Here is an 18,848-nt window from a genome sequence, read left to right on the forward strand (position 1 = left end):
TTGTTTGTGTTGTTTTTTTTTTTACTGATCCGGCGACCTCAGAGATCTAAACGTAGGGAGTCGTCGGCAGGGTCAGTGTTGTATAAGAGACAGGTACCGGCTGGGCGGGGGCGGGATCGCCGCACCGGTGCACGGGCCGGGTGGCTTCGTCGTCGGCGCGCTGGGCGTCAGCGGCCCGGTCGAGGAGTTGTTCGCCGACGGCGCACGGCCGGCGCTGCGGGCGATGGTGGTCGAGGCCGCGGCCGCGGTCTCCCGGGAGCTGGCCTCGTGACCGAGCTCGCGAGGTCACGCGGAGACACAGCACCCCCGGGCACGGACCCGACGAGCGCCGGCGAGGAGGGTCCGTGACCGAGCGGTACGTGCTCGCGGTGGACCAGGGCACCACCTCGACCCGGTCGATCGTGTTCGACCGCGCCGGCCGGCTGGTCGCCGTCCGGCAGCGCGAGCACCGCCAGCACTTCCCCCGCCCCGGCTGGGTCGAGCACGACCCGGAGGAGATCTGGGCCAACACCCAGCTCACGGCCGCCCAGGCGCTGCGCGACGTCGCCGGCGGGCCGGGGCAGGTGGTGGCGCTGGGCATCGCCAACCAGCGCGAGACGACGGTGGTGTGGGAGCGCGCCACCGGGCGACCGCTGGTGCGCGCGCTGGTCTGGCAGGACACCCGCACCGGGCCGCTGGTGGAGCAGCTGGCCGCCCGGCCGGAGGCCGCGCTGGTGCGCGAGCGCACCGGTCTGGAGCTGGCCGGGTACTTCGCCGGGCCACGGCTGCAGTGGATCCTCGACGGCGTCCGGGGTGCACGGGAGCGCGCCGAACGCGGCGAGCTGCTGTTCGGCACGATGGAGAGCTGGCTGGTCTGGAACCTCACCGGCGGGCCGGACGGCGGGGTGCACGTCACCGACGTGACCAACGCCAGCCGGACCCTCCTCATGGACGTGCACCGCTGCTGCTGGGACCCCGACCTGCTGGACTTCTTCGGCGTCCCGGCCGCGATGCTCCCGGAGATCCGCCCGTCGGTCGGCGTGCTGGGCACCGCGACCGCCCTGCCGGTGCCGCTGCCCATCGGTGGCACGCTCGGCGACCAGCAGGCGGCCCTGTTCGGGCAGACCTGCTTCGCCCCGGGCGAGGCCAAGTGCACCTACGGCACCGGCAGCTTCCTGCTGCAGAACACCGGCACCGATCTGGTCCGCTCCCGGCACGGGCTGATCAGCACGGTGGCCTACCAGCTGGCGGGGGAGCCGGTGCAGTACGCGCTGGAGGGCTCGATCGCGGTCACCGGCGCCCTGGTGCAGTGGCTGCGCGACAGCCTGGGGCTCATCGGTTCGGCGGCCGAGGTGGAGACTCTCGCGCGCAGCGTCTCGGACAACGGCGGGTGCTACATCGTGCCGGCGTTCTCCGGGCTGCTCGCCCCGCACTGGGAGGGCCGGGCCCGGGGGCTGGTCGCCGGTCTGACCTCCTACGTCACCAAGGGACACCTGGCGCGGGCGGTGCTGGAGGCGACCGGCTGGCAGACGCGCGACGTCGTCCGGGCCATGGACGCCGACTCCGGCCTGCCGCTCACCGCGCTGCGGGTGGACGGCGGGATGACCACCAACAACCTGCTCATGCAGTTCCTGGCCGACGTGCTCGGCAGCCCGGTGGTGCGCCCGATGGTGGGGGAGACGGTGTCCCTGGGTGCTGCGTACGCGGCCGGGCTCGCCGTGGGGGTGTGGTCGGACACCGGCGCGCTGCGGCGCAACTGGCATCGCTCGGCGCAGTGGGTGCCCGACGCCGGGCGGGTCGCCGCGCTCGACGCCGCCTATCCGGAGTGGGAGCGCGCCGTGCAGCTGAGCATCGCCTGGGGCGAACGCCCCTGACGCGGGGGCGTGCTGTCCGACATCGTCGTACAGCACCCGTTGTCCGCCTCCCACCTGTGTGAATAGCGTCACCGGCCCAGCCCGTCGTCCGGCCGCACCACGGTCCGGCCGCGACCCGGAGCACCCGCATCACCGGCGATGAGGAGCAGCGCATGAGCCTGTGGACAGTCTTCGGCAGCGAGGTCGTCGGGACCGGCATCCTGATACTCCTCGGCGTCGGGGTGGTCGCGAACGTCGTCCTCCCCCAGACCCTCGGCAACGGCGGGGGGTGGCTGCTCATCAACTTCGGCTGGGGACTCGCCGTGTTCGCCGGCGTCTTCGCCGGCGCGAGCTCCGGGGCGCACATCAACCCGGCGGTGACCCTCGGCCTGGCGGTGAGCGGCACCGCCGAGTACGCGCCCGGCGTGCCGGTCACCGTGACGACGTCGCTGGTCTACGTGGCCGGACAACTGGTGGGCGCCTTCCTCGGCGCCGTCGTGGCGTGGCTGGCCTACCGGTCGCACTACGACGCGGCGACCGAGCCGGTGCTCGGCACCTTCTCCACCGGCCCGGCGATCAAGAGCACGGCGAACAACGTGATCAGCGAGGTCATCGGCACCTTCGTGCTGGTCTACATCATCCTGCGCTTCGGTGACACGCCCATCGAGCTCGGTCCCCTGCCCGTGGCGCTGCTCGTCGTGGGCATCGGCGCCTCGCTCGGCGGGCCGACCGGCTACGCCATCAACCCCGCCCGCGACCTGGGCCCGCGCATCGCGCACGCCGTGCTGCCGATCCGCGCCAAGGGGGACAGCAACTGGGGCTACGCCTGGGTGCCGATCGTGGGACCGCTGATCGGCGCCGTCCTGGGCGGCCTGCTGTCGCGCGTCCCCATCTGACCCCGGACCGCAGACACGTCAACCACCGCAACGACGCGAGAGGAACCACCCGTGAGCCAGTACGTGGCAGCCATCGACCAGGGGACCACGAGCACCCGCTGCATGATCTTCGACCACGACGGCGCCGTGGTCTCGGTCGGCCAGAAGGAGCACCAGCAGATCTTCCCGCGCGCCGGGTGGGTCGAGCACGACGCCAACGAGATCTGGGCCAACACCCGCGAGGTCGTGGGTCAGGCGCTCGCCCGGGCCAACGTCGGCACCTCCGACGTGGTCGCCGTCGGCATCACCAACCAGCGCGAGACCACCGTCGTCTGGGACCGGACCACCGGCCAGCCGGTCTACAACGCGATCGTCTGGCAGGACACCCGCACCACGGCGATCGTCGAGCAGCTCGGCGCCCTCGGCGGCGGCGCCGACCGGTACAAGGACAAGGTCGGCCTGCCGCTGGCCACCTACTTCGCCGGGCCCAAGGTGCGCTGGATCCTCGACAACGTCGACGGCGCCCGGGAGCGGGCCGATCGCGGCGACCTGCTCATGGGCACCATCGACTCCTGGCTGATCTGGAACATGACCGGCGGGGCCGACGGCGGGCTGCACCTCACCGACGTCTCCAACGCCTCCCGCACGATGCTCATGGACTACCGGACGCTGGCCTGGGACGCCGGCATCGCGGAGGAGATGGGCATCCCGACGTCCATGCTCCCGGAGATCCGGTCCAACTCCGAGGAGTACGGCCGGGGCCGCAAGGCCGGCTTCCTCGCCGGGGTGCCGATCGCCGGCTCGCTCGGCGACCAGCAGGCGGCCACCTTCGGCCAGGTCTGCTTCACCAAGGGCATGGCCAAGAACACCTACGGCACGGGCAACTTCATGCTGCTCAACACCGGTGAGGAGGCCGTCCCGTCGCAGAACGGCCTGCTCACGACGCTGTGCTACCAGCTCGGCGACGGCAAGCCGATGTACGCCCTGGAGGGCTCGATCGCGGTCACCGGGTCGCTGGTGCAATGGGTCCGCGACAGCCTCGGCATGATCTCGAGCGCCCCGGAGATCGAGGACGTCGCCCGCTCCGTCGAGGACAACGGCGGCGCGTACTTCGTGCCCGCCTTCTCCGGGCTGTTCGCCCCGCACTGGCGCTCCGACGCCCGCGGCGCCATCGTCGGGCTCACCCGGTACGTCAACAAGGGGCACCTCGCCCGGGCCGTGCTCGAGGCGACGGCGTACCAGACCCGCGAGGTGCTCGACGCGATGAACGCCGACTCCGGCGTCGACCTGACCGAGCTGCGGGTGGACGGCGGCATGGTCGGCAACGAGCTGCTCATGCAGTTCCAGGCCGACCTGCTCGACGTCCCGGTGATCCGGCCGAAGATCGCCGAGACCACCGCGCTGGGTGCGGCCTACGCGGCCGGGCTCGCGGTCGGCTTCTGGTCCGACCTCGACGAGCTGACCGCCAAGTGGGCCGAAGACAAGCGCTGGGAGCCGCAGATGCCGGCCGACGAGCGCGAGCGCAACTACCGCAACTGGCAGAAGGCGGTCACCAAGAGCCTCGACTGGGTCGACGAGGACGTGCGGTAGGGACGATCGGGTGCCGGGTCCGGCGGTTTCCGCGGAAACCGCCGGACCCGACGGCCGTCAGGCGCCCAACGCGGCGGTGACGACCGCCTTGGCCTCCTCCTGCACCTGCGCCAGGTGGTCGGGGCCCTTGAACGACTCCGCGTACACCTTGTAGACGTCCTCGGTGCCCGACGGGCGGGCGGCGAACCAGGCGTTCTCCGTGGTCACCTTGAGCCCGCCGATCGCGGCGTCGTTGCCCGGCGCGCGGGTGAGCTTGGCGGTGATCGGCTCGCCGGCCAGCTCGGTCGCCGTCACGTCCTCCGGGGAGAGCTTCCCCAGCGCCGCCTTCTGCTCGCGGGTGGCCGGTGCGTCGACGCGGGCGTAGGCCGACTCCCCGTACTGCCGGGTCAGTGCGGCGTGCAGCTGGGACGGCGAGCTGCCGGTCACCGCCTGGATCTCGCTGGCCAGCAGCGCGAGCAGGATGCCGTCCTTGTCCGTCGTCCACACGCCGCCGTCCCGCCGCAGGAACGAGGCGCCGGCGGACTCCTCGCCGCCGAAGCCGACCGACCCGTCGAGCAGGCCGGGGACGAACCACTTGAAGCCGACCGGCACCTCGAGCAGCCGCCGGCCCAGGCCGGCGACGACCCGGTCGACGAGGGACGACGACACCAGCGTCTTGCCGACGGCGACGTCGGCGCCCCACTGCGGCCGGTGCGCGAACAGGTAGGAGATCGCGACGGCGAGGAAGTGGTTCGGGTTCATCAGCCCGCCGTCGGGGGTCACGATGCCGTGCCGGTCGGCGTCGGCGTCGTTGCCGGTGGCGATCTGGAACTGCTCGCGCTTGCCGATGAGCGAGGCCATGGCCGACGGGGAGGAGCAGTCCATGCGGATCCTGCCGTCCCAGTCCAGCGTCATGAACCGCCACGTGGGGTCGACCAGCGGGTTGACGACGGTGAGGTCGAGGCGGTGCCGCTCGGCGATCGCGGCCCAGTAGTCGACGCTGGCGCCGCCGAGCGGGTCGGCGCCGATGCGCACGCCCGCGTCGCGGACCGCGTCGAGCTCGAGCACCGACGGCAGGTCGTCGACGTAGTCGCCGAGGTAGTCGTGCGGCCGGGCGGCGGCGCGGGCCCGGGCGAAGGGGATCCGCCGGACACCCTTGAGGTCGTCGCGCAGCAGCTCGTTGGCGCGGGCGGCGATGACCTTCGTGGCGTCGGTGTCGGCGGGGCCGCCGTTGGGCGGGTTGTACTTGAAGCCGCCGTCGCGCGGCGGGTTGTGCGACGGGGTGACGACGATGCCGTCGGCGAGGCCGGCCGTGCGGCCGCGGTTGGCCCGCAGGATGGCGTGGCTGACCGCCGGGGTGGGCGTGTAGCGGTCCGCCGCGTCGACCAGCACGGTCACGTCGTTGGCCACCAGCACCTCCAGCGCCGAGGCCCAGGCCGGCTCGGAGAGCGCGTGGGTGTCCCGGCCGATGAACAGCGGCCCGTCGAAGCCCTGGGCCACGCGGTACTCGCAGATCGCCTGGGTGGTCGCGACGATGTGCGCCTCGTTGAACGCCCGGTCGAACGCCGACCCGCGGTGCCCGGACGTGCCGAACGCGACCTGCTGGGCCGGGTCGGCCGGGTCCGGCTCGAGCGTGTAGTACGCGGTGACCAGCGAGGCGACGTCGACCAGGTCGCTGGGGGCAGCCGGCTGTCCGGCACGGGGGTCGCTCATGCGCCGATCCTGGCCCGGCACCCGCTGCCCCCGCGACCCCGGCCGCGTCGGACCGGACCAGGGGCTCGCCATCGGGCCACTGCCCGCGGAGGACCTCCGTGGTCCGATCACGCGGGAGCGCCGGGTCAGGCCAGGTCGTCGACGACGGTGTCGACCCAGCCGGCGACCACGTCGACCCGGGCCGTGGTCTCCTGCAGCCGGTGCGGACAGGCGGGCCCGCTGCTCTCCACCGACACGAGCACCGGGCTGGACCCCTCGGTGACGTACGGGGCCCCCGAGTCGTAGGGGCAGGCGCTGGTGTCCGGAGCCGGCCAGTGTCCCTTGACCAGCACGGTCGCCGCCTTCACCGTGCTGACCTTCACCTGTCCCCAGTACAGCTGGTCGCTCCAGGAGCCGCTGCTCGTGGTGGCGCCCCAGCCGGCGAACGAGAGCACCTGCCCCTTGGCGGGCTTGGTCCTGTTCAGCGGCACGGGGGTGATCCCGTCGACCGGTTCGTCGAGGCGGGCCACGGCGATGTCGTTGCTGCCGGACTGCTCGACCCACACCACCGAGCGGGTCACCCCCGTGGCCGGGTCCGCGGTGTTGGTCGTCCCGAGACGCGCGACGGCGGTGTAGGCCGGCACACCGTTGCTGCGGTTGCGGTCCCCGTCGTGGAAGCAGTGCCCGGCGGTCATGATCCAGGTCGGCGAGATGAGGACGCCGGAGCACGCGCTGTCGTAGACCGTGCCGTCGGACCGGGTGATGTCGTCGAACCTCAGCTGCATGGCGAACGGGAACTGCCCCTCCTCCGCCGCGACGCCCTTGGCGATGCCGGCCGCCGGTGCGGCGCCCAGGACGCCGACGGTGGCCACCGCCGCAAGAGTGGAGACGACGCGGAACAGCAGTCGGCGTGCACGCATGCGCAGTCACCTTCGGAGGACGGGAGGGGGCGGTGCAAGGTATCAGCGACGGGCGAGCCGGCCCGGGCAGGCGCGTAGGCCGGCGCGGCTCTTCCTGCGAGCGGTCCGGCAGCCCGCGTCCGGCGACCGTTCCCCTGGGAACGGCGTTCCCGCAGCGGCCGGCTCGGGGTTCGACGGGGACATGGACGCATCGAGCCTCGCCGGCTGGCTGGCGACCTGGGACCGGGACGCGCTGACCGCACTGGTCGGGCACCGTCCCGATGTCACCCTCGGCCGGCCGCCGGCGACGCTCGGACAGCCGGCCGAGCGGTTGTCGCACCCCGGATCACTGGTGCGGCACTGCGCGGGCTGCCGTTGCCGTACCCGCAGGTGCTCGAGGCGCTGCAGGCCCTCGGCGAGCGCAGGACCCGTGCCGAACTGGTCAGCCTGCTGGCCGGGGATCGCGGCGTGGAGCACGAGCGGGCGGTGGACGATGTTCTGGCCGATCTGGCGGCACGCGCGCTGGTCCGGCCAGAAGACGACGGCCGGCTGACGGTACCCACGGCCCTCGGTGAGCTGTTCCCGGCGCCGCCGGGACTGGAGCCGCCCCTGCGCGAGCTGTGGAGCGAGCAGTACGCCGAGGCCATCCGCGCCGCCCTGCTCGCCGTCGGCGGCCCCCTGGGCCGCCGGAAGGCCGAGTCGCTGGAGGCGCTGGTCGCCCGGCTGGCCGACCTCAGGTCGGTGTCCGGGAGCCTGTCCGTGCTCGACGACGGGAGCCGAGCTCGTGCCGGTCAGTGGTCGACGCGGGCGGTGTCCCGGCGCAGCGCCAGGCCGGCGAGCAGCAGGCCGCTGGCCAGGGCCGCGCCGACGCCCTCACCGGCGCGCATCCGCAGGTCCAGCAGCGGCTCCCGGCCCAGGTCCTGGAGGACGAGCCCGTGCCCGCGTTCGCGGCTGCGCTGCCCGGCCACCAGGGCGGGCTGCGCGCCCGGCTCCAGCCGCACGGCCACGAGGGCGGCGACCGAGGTGGCGTAGCCGTCCAGCACGACGGCCGAGCCGGCTGCCGCAGCACCCAGGACCACCCCGGCCAGGACGGCGAGCTCGGGGCCGCCGAGCTCGGCGAGCGCCACCACCGGGTGCCGCGCCAGCCCGGGGTCGGCCCGCCGAGCCCGGCGCACGGCCTCGACCACCACCTGCCGCTTGCGGGCGAGGACCTCGGCGTCGGCTCCCGACCCCAGCCCGACGGCGTCGGCCGGGTCGGCGTCGAGCAGGGCGCACGCGAGCGCCGCCGCCACGGTGGTGTTGCCGACCCCGACCTCACCGAGGGCCACCAGCCCGGCGGCGGCCGCTCCGCGGCCCAGCGCGCGGCCGGCGTCGAGCAACCGCTGGGCGTCGTCCGACGTCATCGCCGGCCGGTCGACGAGGTCCCCGCGCGGATCCGTGGCTCGGAGCACCGTCGCACCCGGGACGGGGCCGCCGCGGACCCCGGCGTCCACGACCCACACCCCCAGGCCGGCGGTCCGGGCGGCCGTGGCCCCCAGCGAGGTGCCCGCGACGGAGGCACGCACGACGTCCCGGGTCACGTGGGGGGAGTAGGCCGACACTCCGCGGCTCGCGACCGGGTGGTCGGCAGCGGCCAGCAGGAGGGTGCCCCCGGAGGCCGCGGCGCCACCGACGGCCACCACGCCGTCCACGGCCCGGTCGAGGACGCCGAGCGAGCCCGGCGGGGTGAGCAGCCGGTCGGCCTGGTCCCGGGCCGCGACGACCGCCTCCCGGTCCGGCGCCCGCAGGTGCGAGGGCGGTGCCGCCGGCGCTCCGCCGTCCTCGACGGGCCACCGGTCGTGCAGGACGACGTCGGAGAGCGGCAGCCGCCGCGACCAGCCGGCCCGCTCGAGGCCCGGGGCGGGCGGCCGCTCGTCGGGCCAGCCGAGGCACAGCCAGCCCAGGGTCACGACGCCGTCGGGCAGGCCGAGCAGCCCGGCCAGGTCCTCCGGCCGGAACAGGGTCACCCAGCCCAGCCCCAGGCCCTCGGCCCGCGCCGCCAGCCACAGGTTCTGGATGGCCGCCGCGCAGCTCCACAGGTCCGCGTCGGGGAAGGTGGCCCGGCCCAGCACCCCGGCCGCCGGGGTGCGCCGGTCGCAGCAGACGACCACCCCGAGGGGCGCCTCCCGGACGCCCTCGAGCTGCAGGTCGAGCAGCCGGCGGGCGGCGTCCGGCTCCAGCTGCGCGGCCTGGCGCAGCCGTTCCCGGTCGGTGAGCACCGCGGCCCGGTCCCGGGTCGCCGGGTCCTGCACGACGAGGAAGCGCCACGGCTGGCTGTGTCCGACCGACGGCGCGGCGTGCCCCGCGCCGAGGACGCGTTCCAGCACCTCCGCAGGGACGGGGTCGGGCCGGAAGCGGCGGACGTCGCGGCGGGCACCGACCACCCGGTGCAGGGCCTCCCGGACCTGCTCGCCCATCGCCCAGCCGGTGGGGTCGGCGGCCCGCTGCGACGCGGAGGTCGGGTCCCCGATGAGCGGCACCGGCCGCGGCCACTCCGCCACGCCCGGCTACTCCGCCAGCGGCAGGTACACCCGCCCGCCGCGGTCGGCGTACTCGGCGGCCTTCTCCTCCATCCCGACCTCCAACGCCTCGGCGTCGGTGAGGCCGCGCTCCTCGGCGAACCGGCGGACGTCCTGGCTGATCCGCATGGAGCAGAAGTGCGGGCCGCACATCGAGCAGAAGTGCGCGGTCTTGGCCGGGGCGGCCGGCAGCGTCTCGTCGTGCATCGAGCGGGCGCTGTCGGGATCGAGGGCCAGGTTGAACTGGTCCTCCCAGCGGAACTCGAACCGCGCGTCGGAGAGGGCGTCGTCCCAGGCCTGCGCGCCGGGGTGGCCCTTGGCCAGGTCGGCGGCGTGCGCGGCGATCTTGTACGCGATCATGCCGTCCTTGACGTCGTCCCGGTCGGGGAGCCCCAGGTGCTCCTTGGGCGTGACGTAGCAGAGCATCGCAGTCCCGTGCCAGGCGATCATCGCCGCCCCGATGGCCGAGGTGATGTGGTCGTAGGCCGGCGCGATGTCGGTGGCCAGCGGCCCCAGCGTGTAGAACGGCGCCTCGCCGCAGATCTCCTGCTGGAGGTCGACGTTCTCCTTGATCTTGTGCATGGGCACGTGCCCCGGACCCTCGACCATCACCTGCACGTCGTGCTCCCACGCGATGCGGGTCAGTTCGCCCAGCGTGCGGAGCTCGGCGAACTGCGCCTCGTCGTTCGCGTCGGCGATGCTGCCGGGGCGGAGCCCGTCGCCGAGGGAGAACGTCACGTCGTAGGCCCGCAGGATCTCGCAGAGCTCGGCGAAGTGGGTGTACAGGAAGTTCTCCCGATGGTGGGCCAGGCACCAGGCGGCCATGATCGAGCCCCCGCGGCTGACGATGCCGGTCGTGCGTCGCGCGGTGAGCGGGACGTAGCGCAGGAGCACGCCGGCGTGCACGGTCATGTAGTCCACGCCCTGCTCGCACTGCTCGACCACGGTGTCGCGGTAGACCTCCCAGGAGAGCTCCTCGGCCTTGCCGCCGACCTTCTCCAGCGCCTGGTAGAGCGGCACCGTCCCGATCGGGACGGGGGAGTTGCGGAGGATCCACTCCCGGGTGCTGTGGATGTTCCGGCCGGTGGAGAGGTCCATCACCGTGTCGGCGCCCCACCGGGTCGCCCAGGTCATCTTCTCCACCTCCTCCTCGATCGAGGAGGCCACCGCGGAGTTGCCGATGTTGGCGTTCACCTTCACGAGGAACTCGCGGCCGATGACCATCGGCTCGGACTCGGGGTGGTTGACGTTGGCCGGCAGGACGGCGCGGCCGCGGGCGATCTCGCTGCGGACCTGCTCGGCCGGGACCCCCTCGCGGACGGCGACGAACTCCATCTCCGCGGTTATCACGCCCCGGCGGGCGTACGCGAGCTGGGTGACGGACGCGCCGGGGCGGCCGCGCTGCGGGCGGCGTCCCTCCCGCTCGAAGACGGCATCGAGGGTGCGCAGGTCCGCGGACCGGCGGCCGTCGTCCTCAGGCCGACGCGGCCGGCCGTCGTAGGCCTCGGTGTCGCCACGCTCGGCGATCCAGCCCGCGCGCAACGCGGGCAGGCCGCGGTTGACGTCGGCCTCGTACGTCGGATCCGTGTACGGCCCGGAGGTGTCGTAGAGGACGACCGACGCCCCGGTGGTCAGCACGACCTCCCGCATGGGCACCCGCATGTCCGGGCGGGACCCCGGCAGGTGGGTCTTGCGACTGCCGATCGTGTCGGTGGGGGACTCGTCGGTGGATGCAGCCGTCATCGGGCTCTCCCTTCCTACGCCGGTATGACCCGGATCAGGTTGTGGCGGTCAGCGGCCGTCTCAGCTCGCTTCTCAGCCCGGTACGCCGGGCTCCCGCGGTGGCGACGACGACTGTAACCACGGCACGGACGGCGGGCCGCCGGGGCCTCCGACGACGTCGCCCGGAGAACGCAGACGGGCGCCGCGGACACGGGGTCCACGGCGCCCGTCGGGCCTGCCTGGCGGTCAGTAGCGGAAGCGCTGCACCAGCTCCTGCAGGTCGCCGGACATGCGGGCCAGCTCCTCGGCCGCCTGCCGGGTCTGCGCGACGCCGGCCGTGGTGGCCGACGCAGCGTGCGCGACGCCGCCGATGCTGCCGGCGATCTCGCCGCTGCCGGTCGCGGCCTCGCTGACACTGCGGTTCATCTCCGCGGTGGTCGCCCCCTGCTCCTCCACCGCGGAGGCGATGGTCAGCTGGAAGTCGTTGATCTGGCTGATGATCCCGGCGATACCGGAGATCGCCGTCGTGGCGCCGGCGGTGTCGGCCTGGATGGCCTCGACCCGGCGGGCGATGTCCTCGGTCGCCTTCGCCGTCTCCTGGGCCAGCTCCTTGACCTCGTTCGCGACCACGGCGAAGCCCTTGCCGGCCTCACCGGCACGGGCGGCCTCGATCGTCGCATTCAGGGCCAGCAGGTTCGTCTGCTCCGCGATCGAGGTGATGGTCTTGACCACCTCGCCGATCTCCTGGGACGAGACGCCGAGCTTGCTCACCGTCCGGGTGGTCTCCTCGGCGGCCCGGACCGCGGTGCCGGCGACCCGCGCGGCCTCGGAGGCGTTCTGCGCGATCTCGTTGATGGAGGCGCCCATCTCCTCGGACCCGGACGCGACGGTCTGCACGTTGCGGGAGATCTGCTCGGCGGCCGCGGCGACGACGCCGGCCTGGGTCGCGGCCTCCTCCGCGCTGCCGGAGATCGACTCCGACGACGCGCTGAGCTCCTCGGCCGCGGCGGCGAGGGCGGACGCCGACCCGGCCGTCGAGGAGACCGTGCCCCGCAGGCTCTCGGCCGCCTGGTTGAGCGCCTCGGCCATCTGGCCGACCTCGTCACCGGAGGAGACCTCCACGCGGGTGGTCAGGTCACCGGCGGCCATGGCCACCAGCCCGTCCCGGACGGCGGTCACGGCGCGGACGACCAGGCGGACGACGAACCAGCCGAGCGCCAGCGCCGCGGTGAGGCCGATCGCCAGGACGGCGAGGATGAGCGTGCGGGCGCTCTGGTAGGTGCTCCGGGCCTGCTCGACGGTGGCCGCGGCGCTGGCCGCCTCGGACTCCTCCAGCCGGGTCAGGGCCTCGTTGAGGGCCACCGCGATCGGCTTGACCTCGGTGTTGCGCAGCTGCAGGTAGGCGTCCATCTGACCGGCCCGGGCGAAGGCGAGCAGCTGGCCGCCGACGATCTCCTCGTAGGCGGTCCAGGACTCGGTGAGGACCTCGACGTCCGCGCGCTGGGCCTCGGTCTGGCCCGCGTCGGCGGCGTAGGCCGCGATCGCGGCGTCCATGGCCTCGACATCGGCCAGGTACGCCTGGTGCTCGACGTCCTCGGGGCCCTTGGGCAGCAGCTCGTCGGCGAGGGCGTCGACGCGGGTCTGCAGGTAGGCGCGGCGGATCTCGGCCAGGTGCATGGAGGGCACCAGCGCCTCGCTGTGGATCTCGGCACTGCGTCGCTCGAGGGCCGCGAGCTCCCGGAGCGCGACCAGGCCGATGGTGAGGGCCACGACGCAGGCCACGGCGACGGCGGTGAGCACCTTGACCCGCAGGGGCAGGGCGAGCAGGCGGGAGGGGACGGAGAGCCGCACGGGACACCTCAGGGGCCGATGTGGAGGGGGCAACCGGGAGTTTCGACCGATTCCGACCGGACTTGACCCGAGAGCGTCCCGGAGGGGCCGCGGTGCCGGCCGATCGGCGCCGTGGCCGCCGGGAGTTCAGCAGGGAGTCACCGCTCGACCGCCGGGACGTGGCCTGCTGCGGCGACCGTGGCGGCATGGACTTCCCCCGCAACGCACTGACGCTGGTGATCGGCGTGGTGGTGGCGACCCTGGCGCCGGCGGCGACTCCGGCCGCCGCGGCCCCGGCCACCTATGGCGTCGAGCCCTTGGAACGGGCCCACGCCCACAACGACTACGAGCACGAACGCCCGCTCCACGACGCCCTGGACCACGGGTTCACCAGCGTCGAGGCCGACGTCTGGCTGGTCGACGGCGAGCTGCGGGTCCCCCACGACCTCGTGGACGCCCGGCCCGGCGTGACCCTGCAGTCGCTCTACCTCGACCCGCTGGCCGACCGGGTCGCCCGGAACGGCGGCTCGGTCCACCGCGGCTGGGACGGCTCGCTGCAGTTGCTCATCGACATCAAGAGCGAGGCGTCGGCCACGTACGCCGCCATCGACGAGGCACTGCGGGCCCACCCGCAGCTGATGACCCGCTGGACCGACGGCCGGATGCGGGAACGGGCGGTCACGGCGGTGGTCAGCGGCAACCGGCCGCTGGCCGTCATGGCCGACCAGCGGACCCGTCTCGCCGGGTACGACGGCCGGCTCGCCGACCTGGGGTCGGGGATGCCCGCGACGCTGATGCCTCTCGTCAGCGACAACTGGACCCGGCACTTCACCTGGCAGGGGATCGGGCCGATGCCCGAGCACGAGCGCGCGAGACTCCGCCAGATCGTCGCCACCGCGCACGGCCACGGCTATCGGGTGCGGTTCTGGGCGACCCCCGACCTGCCCGGCCCCCAGCGGGACGCGCTCTGGACCGAACTGGTGCGGGCCGGTGTGGACCACGTCAACACCGACGACCTCGCCGGGTTGCAGGCCTTCCTGCTGGCCCACGACCCGCAGGAGCAGCAGGCCGCGGCCTGAGCAGCGGGGCTCCGGGGCCGGTCGGGGCAGGGACGCCCCGCCGGCGCCGGTGCCCCGGCTCAGGTCTCCACGCGCTCCAGGAACCGCCTGACCGTCTCGAGGAACACCTCGGGCTGCTCGGAGTGCACCCAGTGGCCGGCGTTCTTCACCCGCACCAGCCGGGTGTTCGGGAACAGCTCCTCCATGCGCGCCCGGTCCTCGGGCAGCACGTAGTGGCTGGTGGCGCCGGCGACCCACAGCACCGGGCCGTCGTAGCGGGCGCCCGGCGGCGGCTCGGGGAAGCCGCGCAGCTCGCCCAGGTCGCGCCCGAGCAGCTCCAGGTTGAGCCGCCAGCGCCAGCCCCCGTCGGCCCCCACCCCGTCGCGCACCAGGCTCTGCAGCAGGAACGAGCGGACCATCCTGCTCGGGACGGCGGTCCGCAGGGCGGCGTCGGCGTCCTCGCGGGTCTCCAGCCGGTCCAGGTCGAGGGCGCGCATCGCCGCGATGTAGGCGGCGAAGGGCGAGGCCTCCTCGTCGGGGTCGTCGGTGCGGCCGCCGGAGACCGGGTACTCGACCGGGGCGATGTCGACGACGACCAGCGCGCGCAGCAGTTCGGGGTGCCGCAGCGCCAGCTGCATCGAGACCTTGCCGCCCATCGAGTGCCCGACGAGGGTGACCGGCTCCCCGAACGAGCGCAGCTCCGCGGCGACCAGCTCGGCCATGTCGACGTAGTCGACCCGGTCGGTCCACGGCGAGTGCCCGTGGTTGGGCAGGTCCAGCAGGGTGACGCGGTGGTCCGCGGCGAGGCCCTTGGCGATCGTCGTCCAGTTCTTGCCCTGGCCGAACAGGCCGTGCACGAACACCACCCGCGGCCCGGCCGAGCCCAGCGTGCGGGCGTGCAGCCGCTCCTCCGGATTGGACGTCACCCGGCGATTCCACCAGAACGGCGGCGGGTCGGTGCCCAGCAGCTCGACCGGACAGCGCACGCCGGGCGTCCGCGCCAGCGCCGGGTCGGCCGTCACCAGCGGCACGTCGAGCAGCTCGGCGAGGGCGACGTACTGCGCGGCGGAGGGGCCGATCGAGGTCCGCAGCTGCCACGCCCGGGCCAGGAGCGGGGCGTGCGGCCAGCGCTCCAGAGCGAGATCGGCGTGGTCCTGCAGCGCCGCGGCACCCCGCCCGGCGGGGATCCGTCCGGCGAGCACCGCCCACCGGACGACGGAGAGCACCTCCACGTCGACGAGTTCGGGGACGTGGACGTCGGAGGCGAGGAGCCGCTCGCGGGCGAGCGCCCCGGCCGCGCCGTCGTCCAGCAGGGCCGGGACGAGGACGGAGGCGTCGGCGACGATCACCCGGCGTCGGGACGCCCGGCGGCGAGCGCGTCGACCGCCTCACCGAAGGACAGCCGGCCACCCCGGCGCGCCGCGCGGGCGAGCACCTCCGCCCTGCTCGGCCGCGCCACGACGCTCTGCAGCTCGCGCAGCACGTACTCCGACAGGCTCAGCCCGCTCTCGGCCGCCCGTGCGCGGAGCGCGGCGTGCAGGTCGTCGGGCACGTGCCTGACCTGGAGCATCTTCGGCACCCGACCAGGCTACATGTGTCGCACATGTGATCTGCAGCCCGACACATGTGCCCTCCTCCGGCGGGGTGCCGCGCGTCGCGGCGCGTAGCGGCTGAACATGCTCGGGGCGGTCCGGCGATCGACGCGGCCGTGTCCCGAGGAGAGGAACGCGCACAGATGCCCGGACGGCGTCGGCGGACGACGAGCCGCTCGACCAGCACCACCCGCACCTCGACCGCGACCCGTCGCAAGGCCCCCACCCGCCGCCCGGCGAAGCCGGTGCCCGAGCGGCCGGTCGCCGGGCCGGGGGAGCGGGTGTGGGTGCTCGCCGTCCCGTTCCGCGCGCCGGCACCCGGCGCGCAGTGGCGGCCCGACCTGCAGGCGCACGTCTGGGTGGGCCGGGGGCTGCCGCCGGAACTGGCCGCCTACGACCCGCCGCCGTACACCTTCGAGCGGTTCCTCGAGGACGAGCTCAACGACTTCCCGCGGCCGGTGCCGCCGGGCCGCCCGCTGGTCCCCCGCGAGGAGCAGGCCACCGGCGCGGAGGCCGTCGTCGCCTCTGTCCAGGCGGGGCACCGGGTCTTCCTGCTCGGCGACGACCCCGGCGTCGGCAAGACGGGGACCGCCGTCCTGGCCGCCCGGGAGGTCTGCGAGCTGCGCGGCGGCGAGCGCGTCCTCGTCGTCGCCGACCGCCCGGCGGCCATCACGATCCCGCACTGGACCCGCTCGATCGCCGGCTTCGGCGACGGCGGGCTGCGCTGGTGCGTCACGACCTGGGACCGGCTGGCCAAGGTCGCGAAGCTGCGGTTCGACGTCGTGATCGCCGACGAGGCGCACATGGTCCGGCACACCACGACGCAGCGGTGGAAGCACTGGAAGGCGGTCTCCGGCGGCAGCCGCCAGAAGGACGTGCCGTTCGTCATCGCCGCCACCGCCACCCCGGCGCACACCCCGCTGGAGCTGCCCTACCTGGCCCCGCAGTTCGCCCAGCGGCACGGCGAGCCGCTGCGCGCCTGGGCCGACCTCCCGGCGAAGCTCGCCGAGCACGGGTTCCACGTGGAACGGAGCCGCTACGGGTGGGCGTGGACCGAGGACGCCGACGCCCGCCGCGCCGACCTCGCCCGGCTGCAGGGCTGGCTGGCCGATGGCGACCCGCCCGCGACGCTGCACCGACCGGCGCCGTGGGGTCCGGTGTCGGTCACCGGGACGCCGGTCGCCCTCACGCCGGCCGAGCAGGCCGCCTACGAGTCCGGGTGGCAGGAGTTCCGGGCCGAGATGCAGCTGGCCCGGCGGGCACGGCAGACCGCGCGCGGTCGGGCCGCGCTGCTGCGCTTCCGGCAGAAGGCCGGGCTGATCCGCGCGCAGGCCACCGTGGACTGGGTGCGCGCGCAGGTCGAGGCGGAGCGGCAGGTCGCGGTCTCGGTGGAGTTCGTCGAGACGGCGGCCGACCCGATCCGGGAGGCGCTGCAGGACGCCGGGATCGCGGTGGCCTGCATCTACGGCCGGGACCGCTTCGACGTCGAGGCCGAGCGGCTGCGCTTCCAGACCGGCGCGGCGCCGGTCTGCGTCCTCACGGTGACCGCCTCGATCAGCCTGCACGCCGGCGAGCTGCTGCCCGGCGGTGCGACGGCGTCCCCGACGCCGCGGGTCGGGCTGTTCCACCAGCCGCGGTTCTCCGGCATCCAGGCCCGCCAGGTCACCGGCCGCACGCACCGCGACGGCCAGGTCTCCCCGTGGCGGGTGGCCTTCGCCGAGGACACCGTCGAGGAGCAGGTGGCCCGGGTGATGGTGGAGCGGCTCGCGGTCAGCGGCTCCACCGCCGGGGCCGACACCTCGGCCCTCCAGGAGATCGCCGAGCTGCTCGACGCCGACTGGCTGCCGCCCGTCGCGCTCACCGACTGAGCCGGGCGGTCCGCGCCGGGCGGTGACCTCAGCCGAGCGCCGCGCCGATGCTGGCCACCCCCGCCAGGGCCGACAGCGTCAGCCCGACCGCCCGGAACCGGCGGACGTCGAGCAGGTGGAACAGCCGGCGGCCGACCACGTGGCCGACGACCGCCGCGGCCAGCAGCACCAGCACCACCTCCGGCCGGAGGGCCTGCCCGGCCCGGCCCGTGGCGGTGAGCACCGCTGCGCCGAGCAGGTTGAGGGCGAGGAACAGCGCCGCGAGGGTGTCGCGCATCTCGGCCGGGGCCACCTGCCGCCGCTCGAGCCAGAGCACCAGGGGCGGCCCGTTGGTGCTGGTCGTGGTGGTGAGCAGGCCGGCGACCAGTCCCACGCCCAGGGTGGCCCACCGGGAGGGCGGCGCCCGGCCGGGAACGGGGCGCCGCAGGACCTGCAGCGCCACGGCGGCGAGCACGCCCACGCCCACCGCGAGCTGCAGCGCCGACTTGCTGACCACGGCGAGCACCGCCACGCCGGCCAGGATGCCGGGGACGGCGGCCAGGGCGACCACCCGGACGTCGGCCCACCGGACGGCCGGCCGCGGCCCGCGGCGCACCAGCAGCAGGAGCAGGGTGGTGGTCGTGGCGAGCACCATCAGCGTGGTGACCGCCTCGGTGGGATCGAGCACGGCCACGAGAGCGGGCCCGGCGATGAGCGCCAGCCCGAACCCGGCGGCGGCCTGCACGGTCGCGCCCGCCAGGACGGCGAGGCACGCGAGCAGCACGCCGGCCATCCTGTCGTACGCGCCGGCTGCGCCCCGTGCGCCCGGGCGGTGCCGCTCAGGCGGGGCAGAGCCAGTCGCCGGAGGTCTCCACCTGCGCGCCGGTGGGCGCACCGGGCGGCGGGAACGGGTGCCGGAAGGTGAACGCGGCCGGCGTCGGGCCGTGCGCACGCAGCAGGCGGACGCGGTCCTCGGCGCCGTCCGTCGTCGGCACCGTGCCGGCCGGGAGCCACCACAGCGCGGTCGTCGCCTCGGCGGCGCGCTGGAACCAGGTCCGGCGGCGGCGCATGACCTCGAGGTGCCGGCCGCCGAAGACGTAGGCGGCCAGCGCCTCGACGTCCTGCCAGACGGTCAGGTTGATGATGACGCCGTGACTGTCCCGCGCGTCCCAGCCGAAGGCCCGGACGGCGGTGGCGTTGCCGTCCTCGGTCTGCAGCCGCCAGACGAACCCGGGGCTGCCGTCGGCCTCGGCGTTGACCTCGTCGAGCGCGGCGACGAAGTCGGCCAGCAACGGGCTGTCCAGCGGGGCGAGCAGCCGGGAGACGTTGACCTGGGCGAGGTGGTACCGCACCGGGCGGCCGCTACGCGGGCCG

14 protein-coding genes, 1 pseudogene and 1 riboswitch are annotated in these 18,848 nt (G+C 74.5%); of the genes and pseudogenes, 6 read left to right on the forward strand and 9 right to left on the reverse strand.

Features of this window, described 5'->3' with window-relative positions; translation table 11 throughout:
* Positions 1–70: 70 nt before the first annotated feature.
* The 4 genes and pseudogenes from CNO22_RS03580 to glpK (CNO22_RS03595) form a co-directional block, all read left to right on the forward strand.
* A pseudogene (locus tag CNO22_RS03580) lies at positions 71–271 on the forward strand (hypothetical protein); the annotation flags it as partial.
* 73 nt (positions 272–344) lie between these two features.
* Complete coding sequence (gene glpK / locus CNO22_RS03585; RefSeq protein ID WP_100497987.1) at positions 345–1,853, forward strand: glycerol kinase GlpK; 1,509 nt, start codon at positions 345–347, stop codon at positions 1,851–1,853.
* A gap of 152 nt (positions 1,854–2,005) precedes the next feature.
* Positions 2,006–2,728 carry an MIP/aquaporin family protein gene (locus CNO22_RS03590; RefSeq protein WP_100497988.1) on the forward strand — a complete coding sequence of 241 codons (723 nt, stop codon included), beginning with the start codon at positions 2,006–2,008 and terminating at the stop codon, positions 2,726–2,728.
* Positions 2,729–2,779: 51 nt separating this feature from the next.
* Entirely contained in the window at positions 2,780–4,297 is a 1,518-nt protein-coding gene (gene glpK, locus CNO22_RS03595; protein WP_100497989.1) for a glycerol kinase GlpK, read from the forward strand.
* Between the two features lie 57 nt (positions 4,298–4,354).
* Here glpK (CNO22_RS03595) and pgm read toward each other — a convergent pair whose 3' ends face one another.
* The 5 genes from pgm to CNO22_RS03620 all read right to left on the reverse strand — a co-directional run bounded on the left by pgm (position 4,355) and on the right by CNO22_RS03620 (position 12,998).
* Positions 4,355–5,989, reverse strand: a complete 1,635-nt coding sequence (pgm, locus tag CNO22_RS03600) for a phosphoglucomutase (alpha-D-glucose-1,6-bisphosphate-dependent) (protein ID WP_100497990.1) — start codon at positions 5,987–5,989, stop codon at positions 4,355–4,357.
* A 125-nt stretch (positions 5,990–6,114) separates the two neighbouring features.
* Positions 6,115–6,888 (reverse strand): S1 family peptidase, encoded by a 774-nt coding sequence (locus tag CNO22_RS03605; RefSeq protein ID WP_100497991.1) that lies wholly within the window; start codon positions 6,886–6,888, stop codon positions 6,115–6,117.
* A 770-nt stretch (positions 6,889–7,658) separates the two neighbouring features.
* Positions 7,659–9,407 (reverse strand): 5,6-dimethylbenzimidazole synthase, encoded by a 1,749-nt coding sequence (gene bluB / locus CNO22_RS03610; RefSeq protein ID WP_100497992.1) that lies wholly within the window; start codon positions 9,405–9,407, stop codon positions 7,659–7,661.
* Positions 9,408–9,413: 6 nt separating this feature from the next.
* The gene (gene thiC / locus CNO22_RS03615) at positions 9,414–11,168 is read right to left on the reverse strand and encodes a phosphomethylpyrimidine synthase ThiC (RefSeq protein WP_100497993.1); all 1,755 of its coding nucleotides are present in this window, start codon (positions 11,166–11,168) and stop codon (positions 9,414–9,416) included.
* Positions 11,163–11,275: riboswitch (TPP riboswitch) on the reverse strand. Its footprint overlaps the gene before it by 6 nt.
* Before the next feature lie 118 nt (positions 11,276–11,393).
* A complete protein-coding gene (locus CNO22_RS03620) occupies positions 11,394–12,998 on the reverse strand; it encodes a methyl-accepting chemotaxis protein (protein WP_232806763.1) in 1,605 nt (534 codons plus the stop codon).
* 185 nt (positions 12,999–13,183) lie between these two features.
* Between CNO22_RS03620 and CNO22_RS03625 the strand changes: the two genes are divergently transcribed.
* The gene (locus CNO22_RS03625; RefSeq protein WP_100498026.1) at positions 13,184–14,056 is read left to right on the forward strand and encodes a phosphatidylinositol-specific phospholipase C/glycerophosphodiester phosphodiesterase family protein; all 873 of its coding nucleotides are present in this window, start codon (positions 13,184–13,186) and stop codon (positions 14,054–14,056) included.
* Positions 14,057–14,115: 59 nt separating this feature from the next.
* On the opposite strand, the gene CNO22_RS03630 is transcribed toward CNO22_RS03625, so the two are convergent.
* The gene (locus tag CNO22_RS03630) at positions 14,116–15,384 is read right to left on the reverse strand and encodes an alpha/beta fold hydrolase (protein ID WP_198588078.1); all 1,269 of its coding nucleotides are present in this window, start codon (positions 15,382–15,384) and stop codon (positions 14,116–14,118) included.
* Positions 15,381–15,605: a FitA-like ribbon-helix-helix domain-containing protein gene (locus CNO22_RS03635; RefSeq protein ID WP_232806768.1), complete on the reverse strand. Its 225-nt coding sequence runs from the start codon at positions 15,603–15,605 to the stop codon at positions 15,381–15,383. Before CNO22_RS03635 ends, CNO22_RS03630 begins: the two co-directional genes overlap by 4 nt.
* A 165-nt stretch (positions 15,606–15,770) precedes the next feature.
* On the opposite strand from CNO22_RS03635, the gene CNO22_RS03640 reads away from it, so the two are divergent.
* On the forward strand, positions 15,771–17,495 hold the full coding sequence (locus CNO22_RS03640) for a DEAD/DEAH box helicase (RefSeq protein ID WP_100497995.1): 1,725 nt from the start codon (positions 15,771–15,773) through the stop codon (positions 17,493–17,495).
* A 28-nt stretch (positions 17,496–17,523) separates the two neighbouring features.
* On the opposite strand, the gene CNO22_RS03645 is transcribed toward CNO22_RS03640, so the two are convergent.
* Complete coding sequence (locus CNO22_RS03645) at positions 17,524–18,258, reverse strand: sulfite exporter TauE/SafE family protein (protein ID WP_157936784.1); 735 nt, start codon at positions 18,256–18,258, stop codon at positions 17,524–17,526.
* 55 nt (positions 18,259–18,313) lie between these two features.
* Positions 18,314–18,826: a DUF3291 domain-containing protein gene (locus CNO22_RS03650; RefSeq protein WP_100497997.1), complete on the reverse strand. Its 513-nt coding sequence runs from the start codon at positions 18,824–18,826 to the stop codon at positions 18,314–18,316.
* Between the last annotated feature and the right edge of the window lie 22 nt (positions 18,827–18,848).

Source organism: Geodermatophilus chilensis (assembly GCF_002802985.1).
GTDB lineage: Bacteria > Actinomycetota > Actinomycetes > Mycobacteriales > Geodermatophilaceae > Geodermatophilus > Geodermatophilus chilensis.

Bases quoted from the DNA above. Each gene is read 5' to 3' on its own strand.
- CNO22_RS03590 (WP_100497988.1), top strand. From the start codon at position 2,006: ATGAGCCTGTGGACAGTCTTCGGCAGCGAGGTCGTCGGGACCGGCATC.
- pgm (WP_100497990.1), bottom strand. From the start codon at position 5,989: ATGAGCGACCCCCGTGCCGGACAGCCGGCTGCCCCCAGCGACCTGGTC.
- CNO22_RS03605 (WP_100497991.1), bottom strand. From the start codon at position 6,888: ATGCGTGCACGCCGACTGCTGTTCCGCGTCGTCTCCACTCTTGCGGCG.
- thiC (WP_100497993.1), bottom strand. From the start codon at position 11,168: ATGACGGCTGCATCCACCGACGAGTCCCCCACCGACACGATCGGCAGT.
- CNO22_RS03625 (WP_100498026.1), top strand. From the start codon at position 13,184: ATGGACTTCCCCCGCAACGCACTGACGCTGGTGATCGGCGTGGTGGTG.
- CNO22_RS03635 (WP_232806768.1), bottom strand. From the start codon at position 15,605: ATGCTCCAGGTCAGGCACGTGCCCGACGACCTGCACGCCGCGCTCCGC.
- CNO22_RS03640 (WP_100497995.1), top strand. From the start codon at position 15,771: ATGCCCGGACGGCGTCGGCGGACGACGAGCCGCTCGACCAGCACCACC.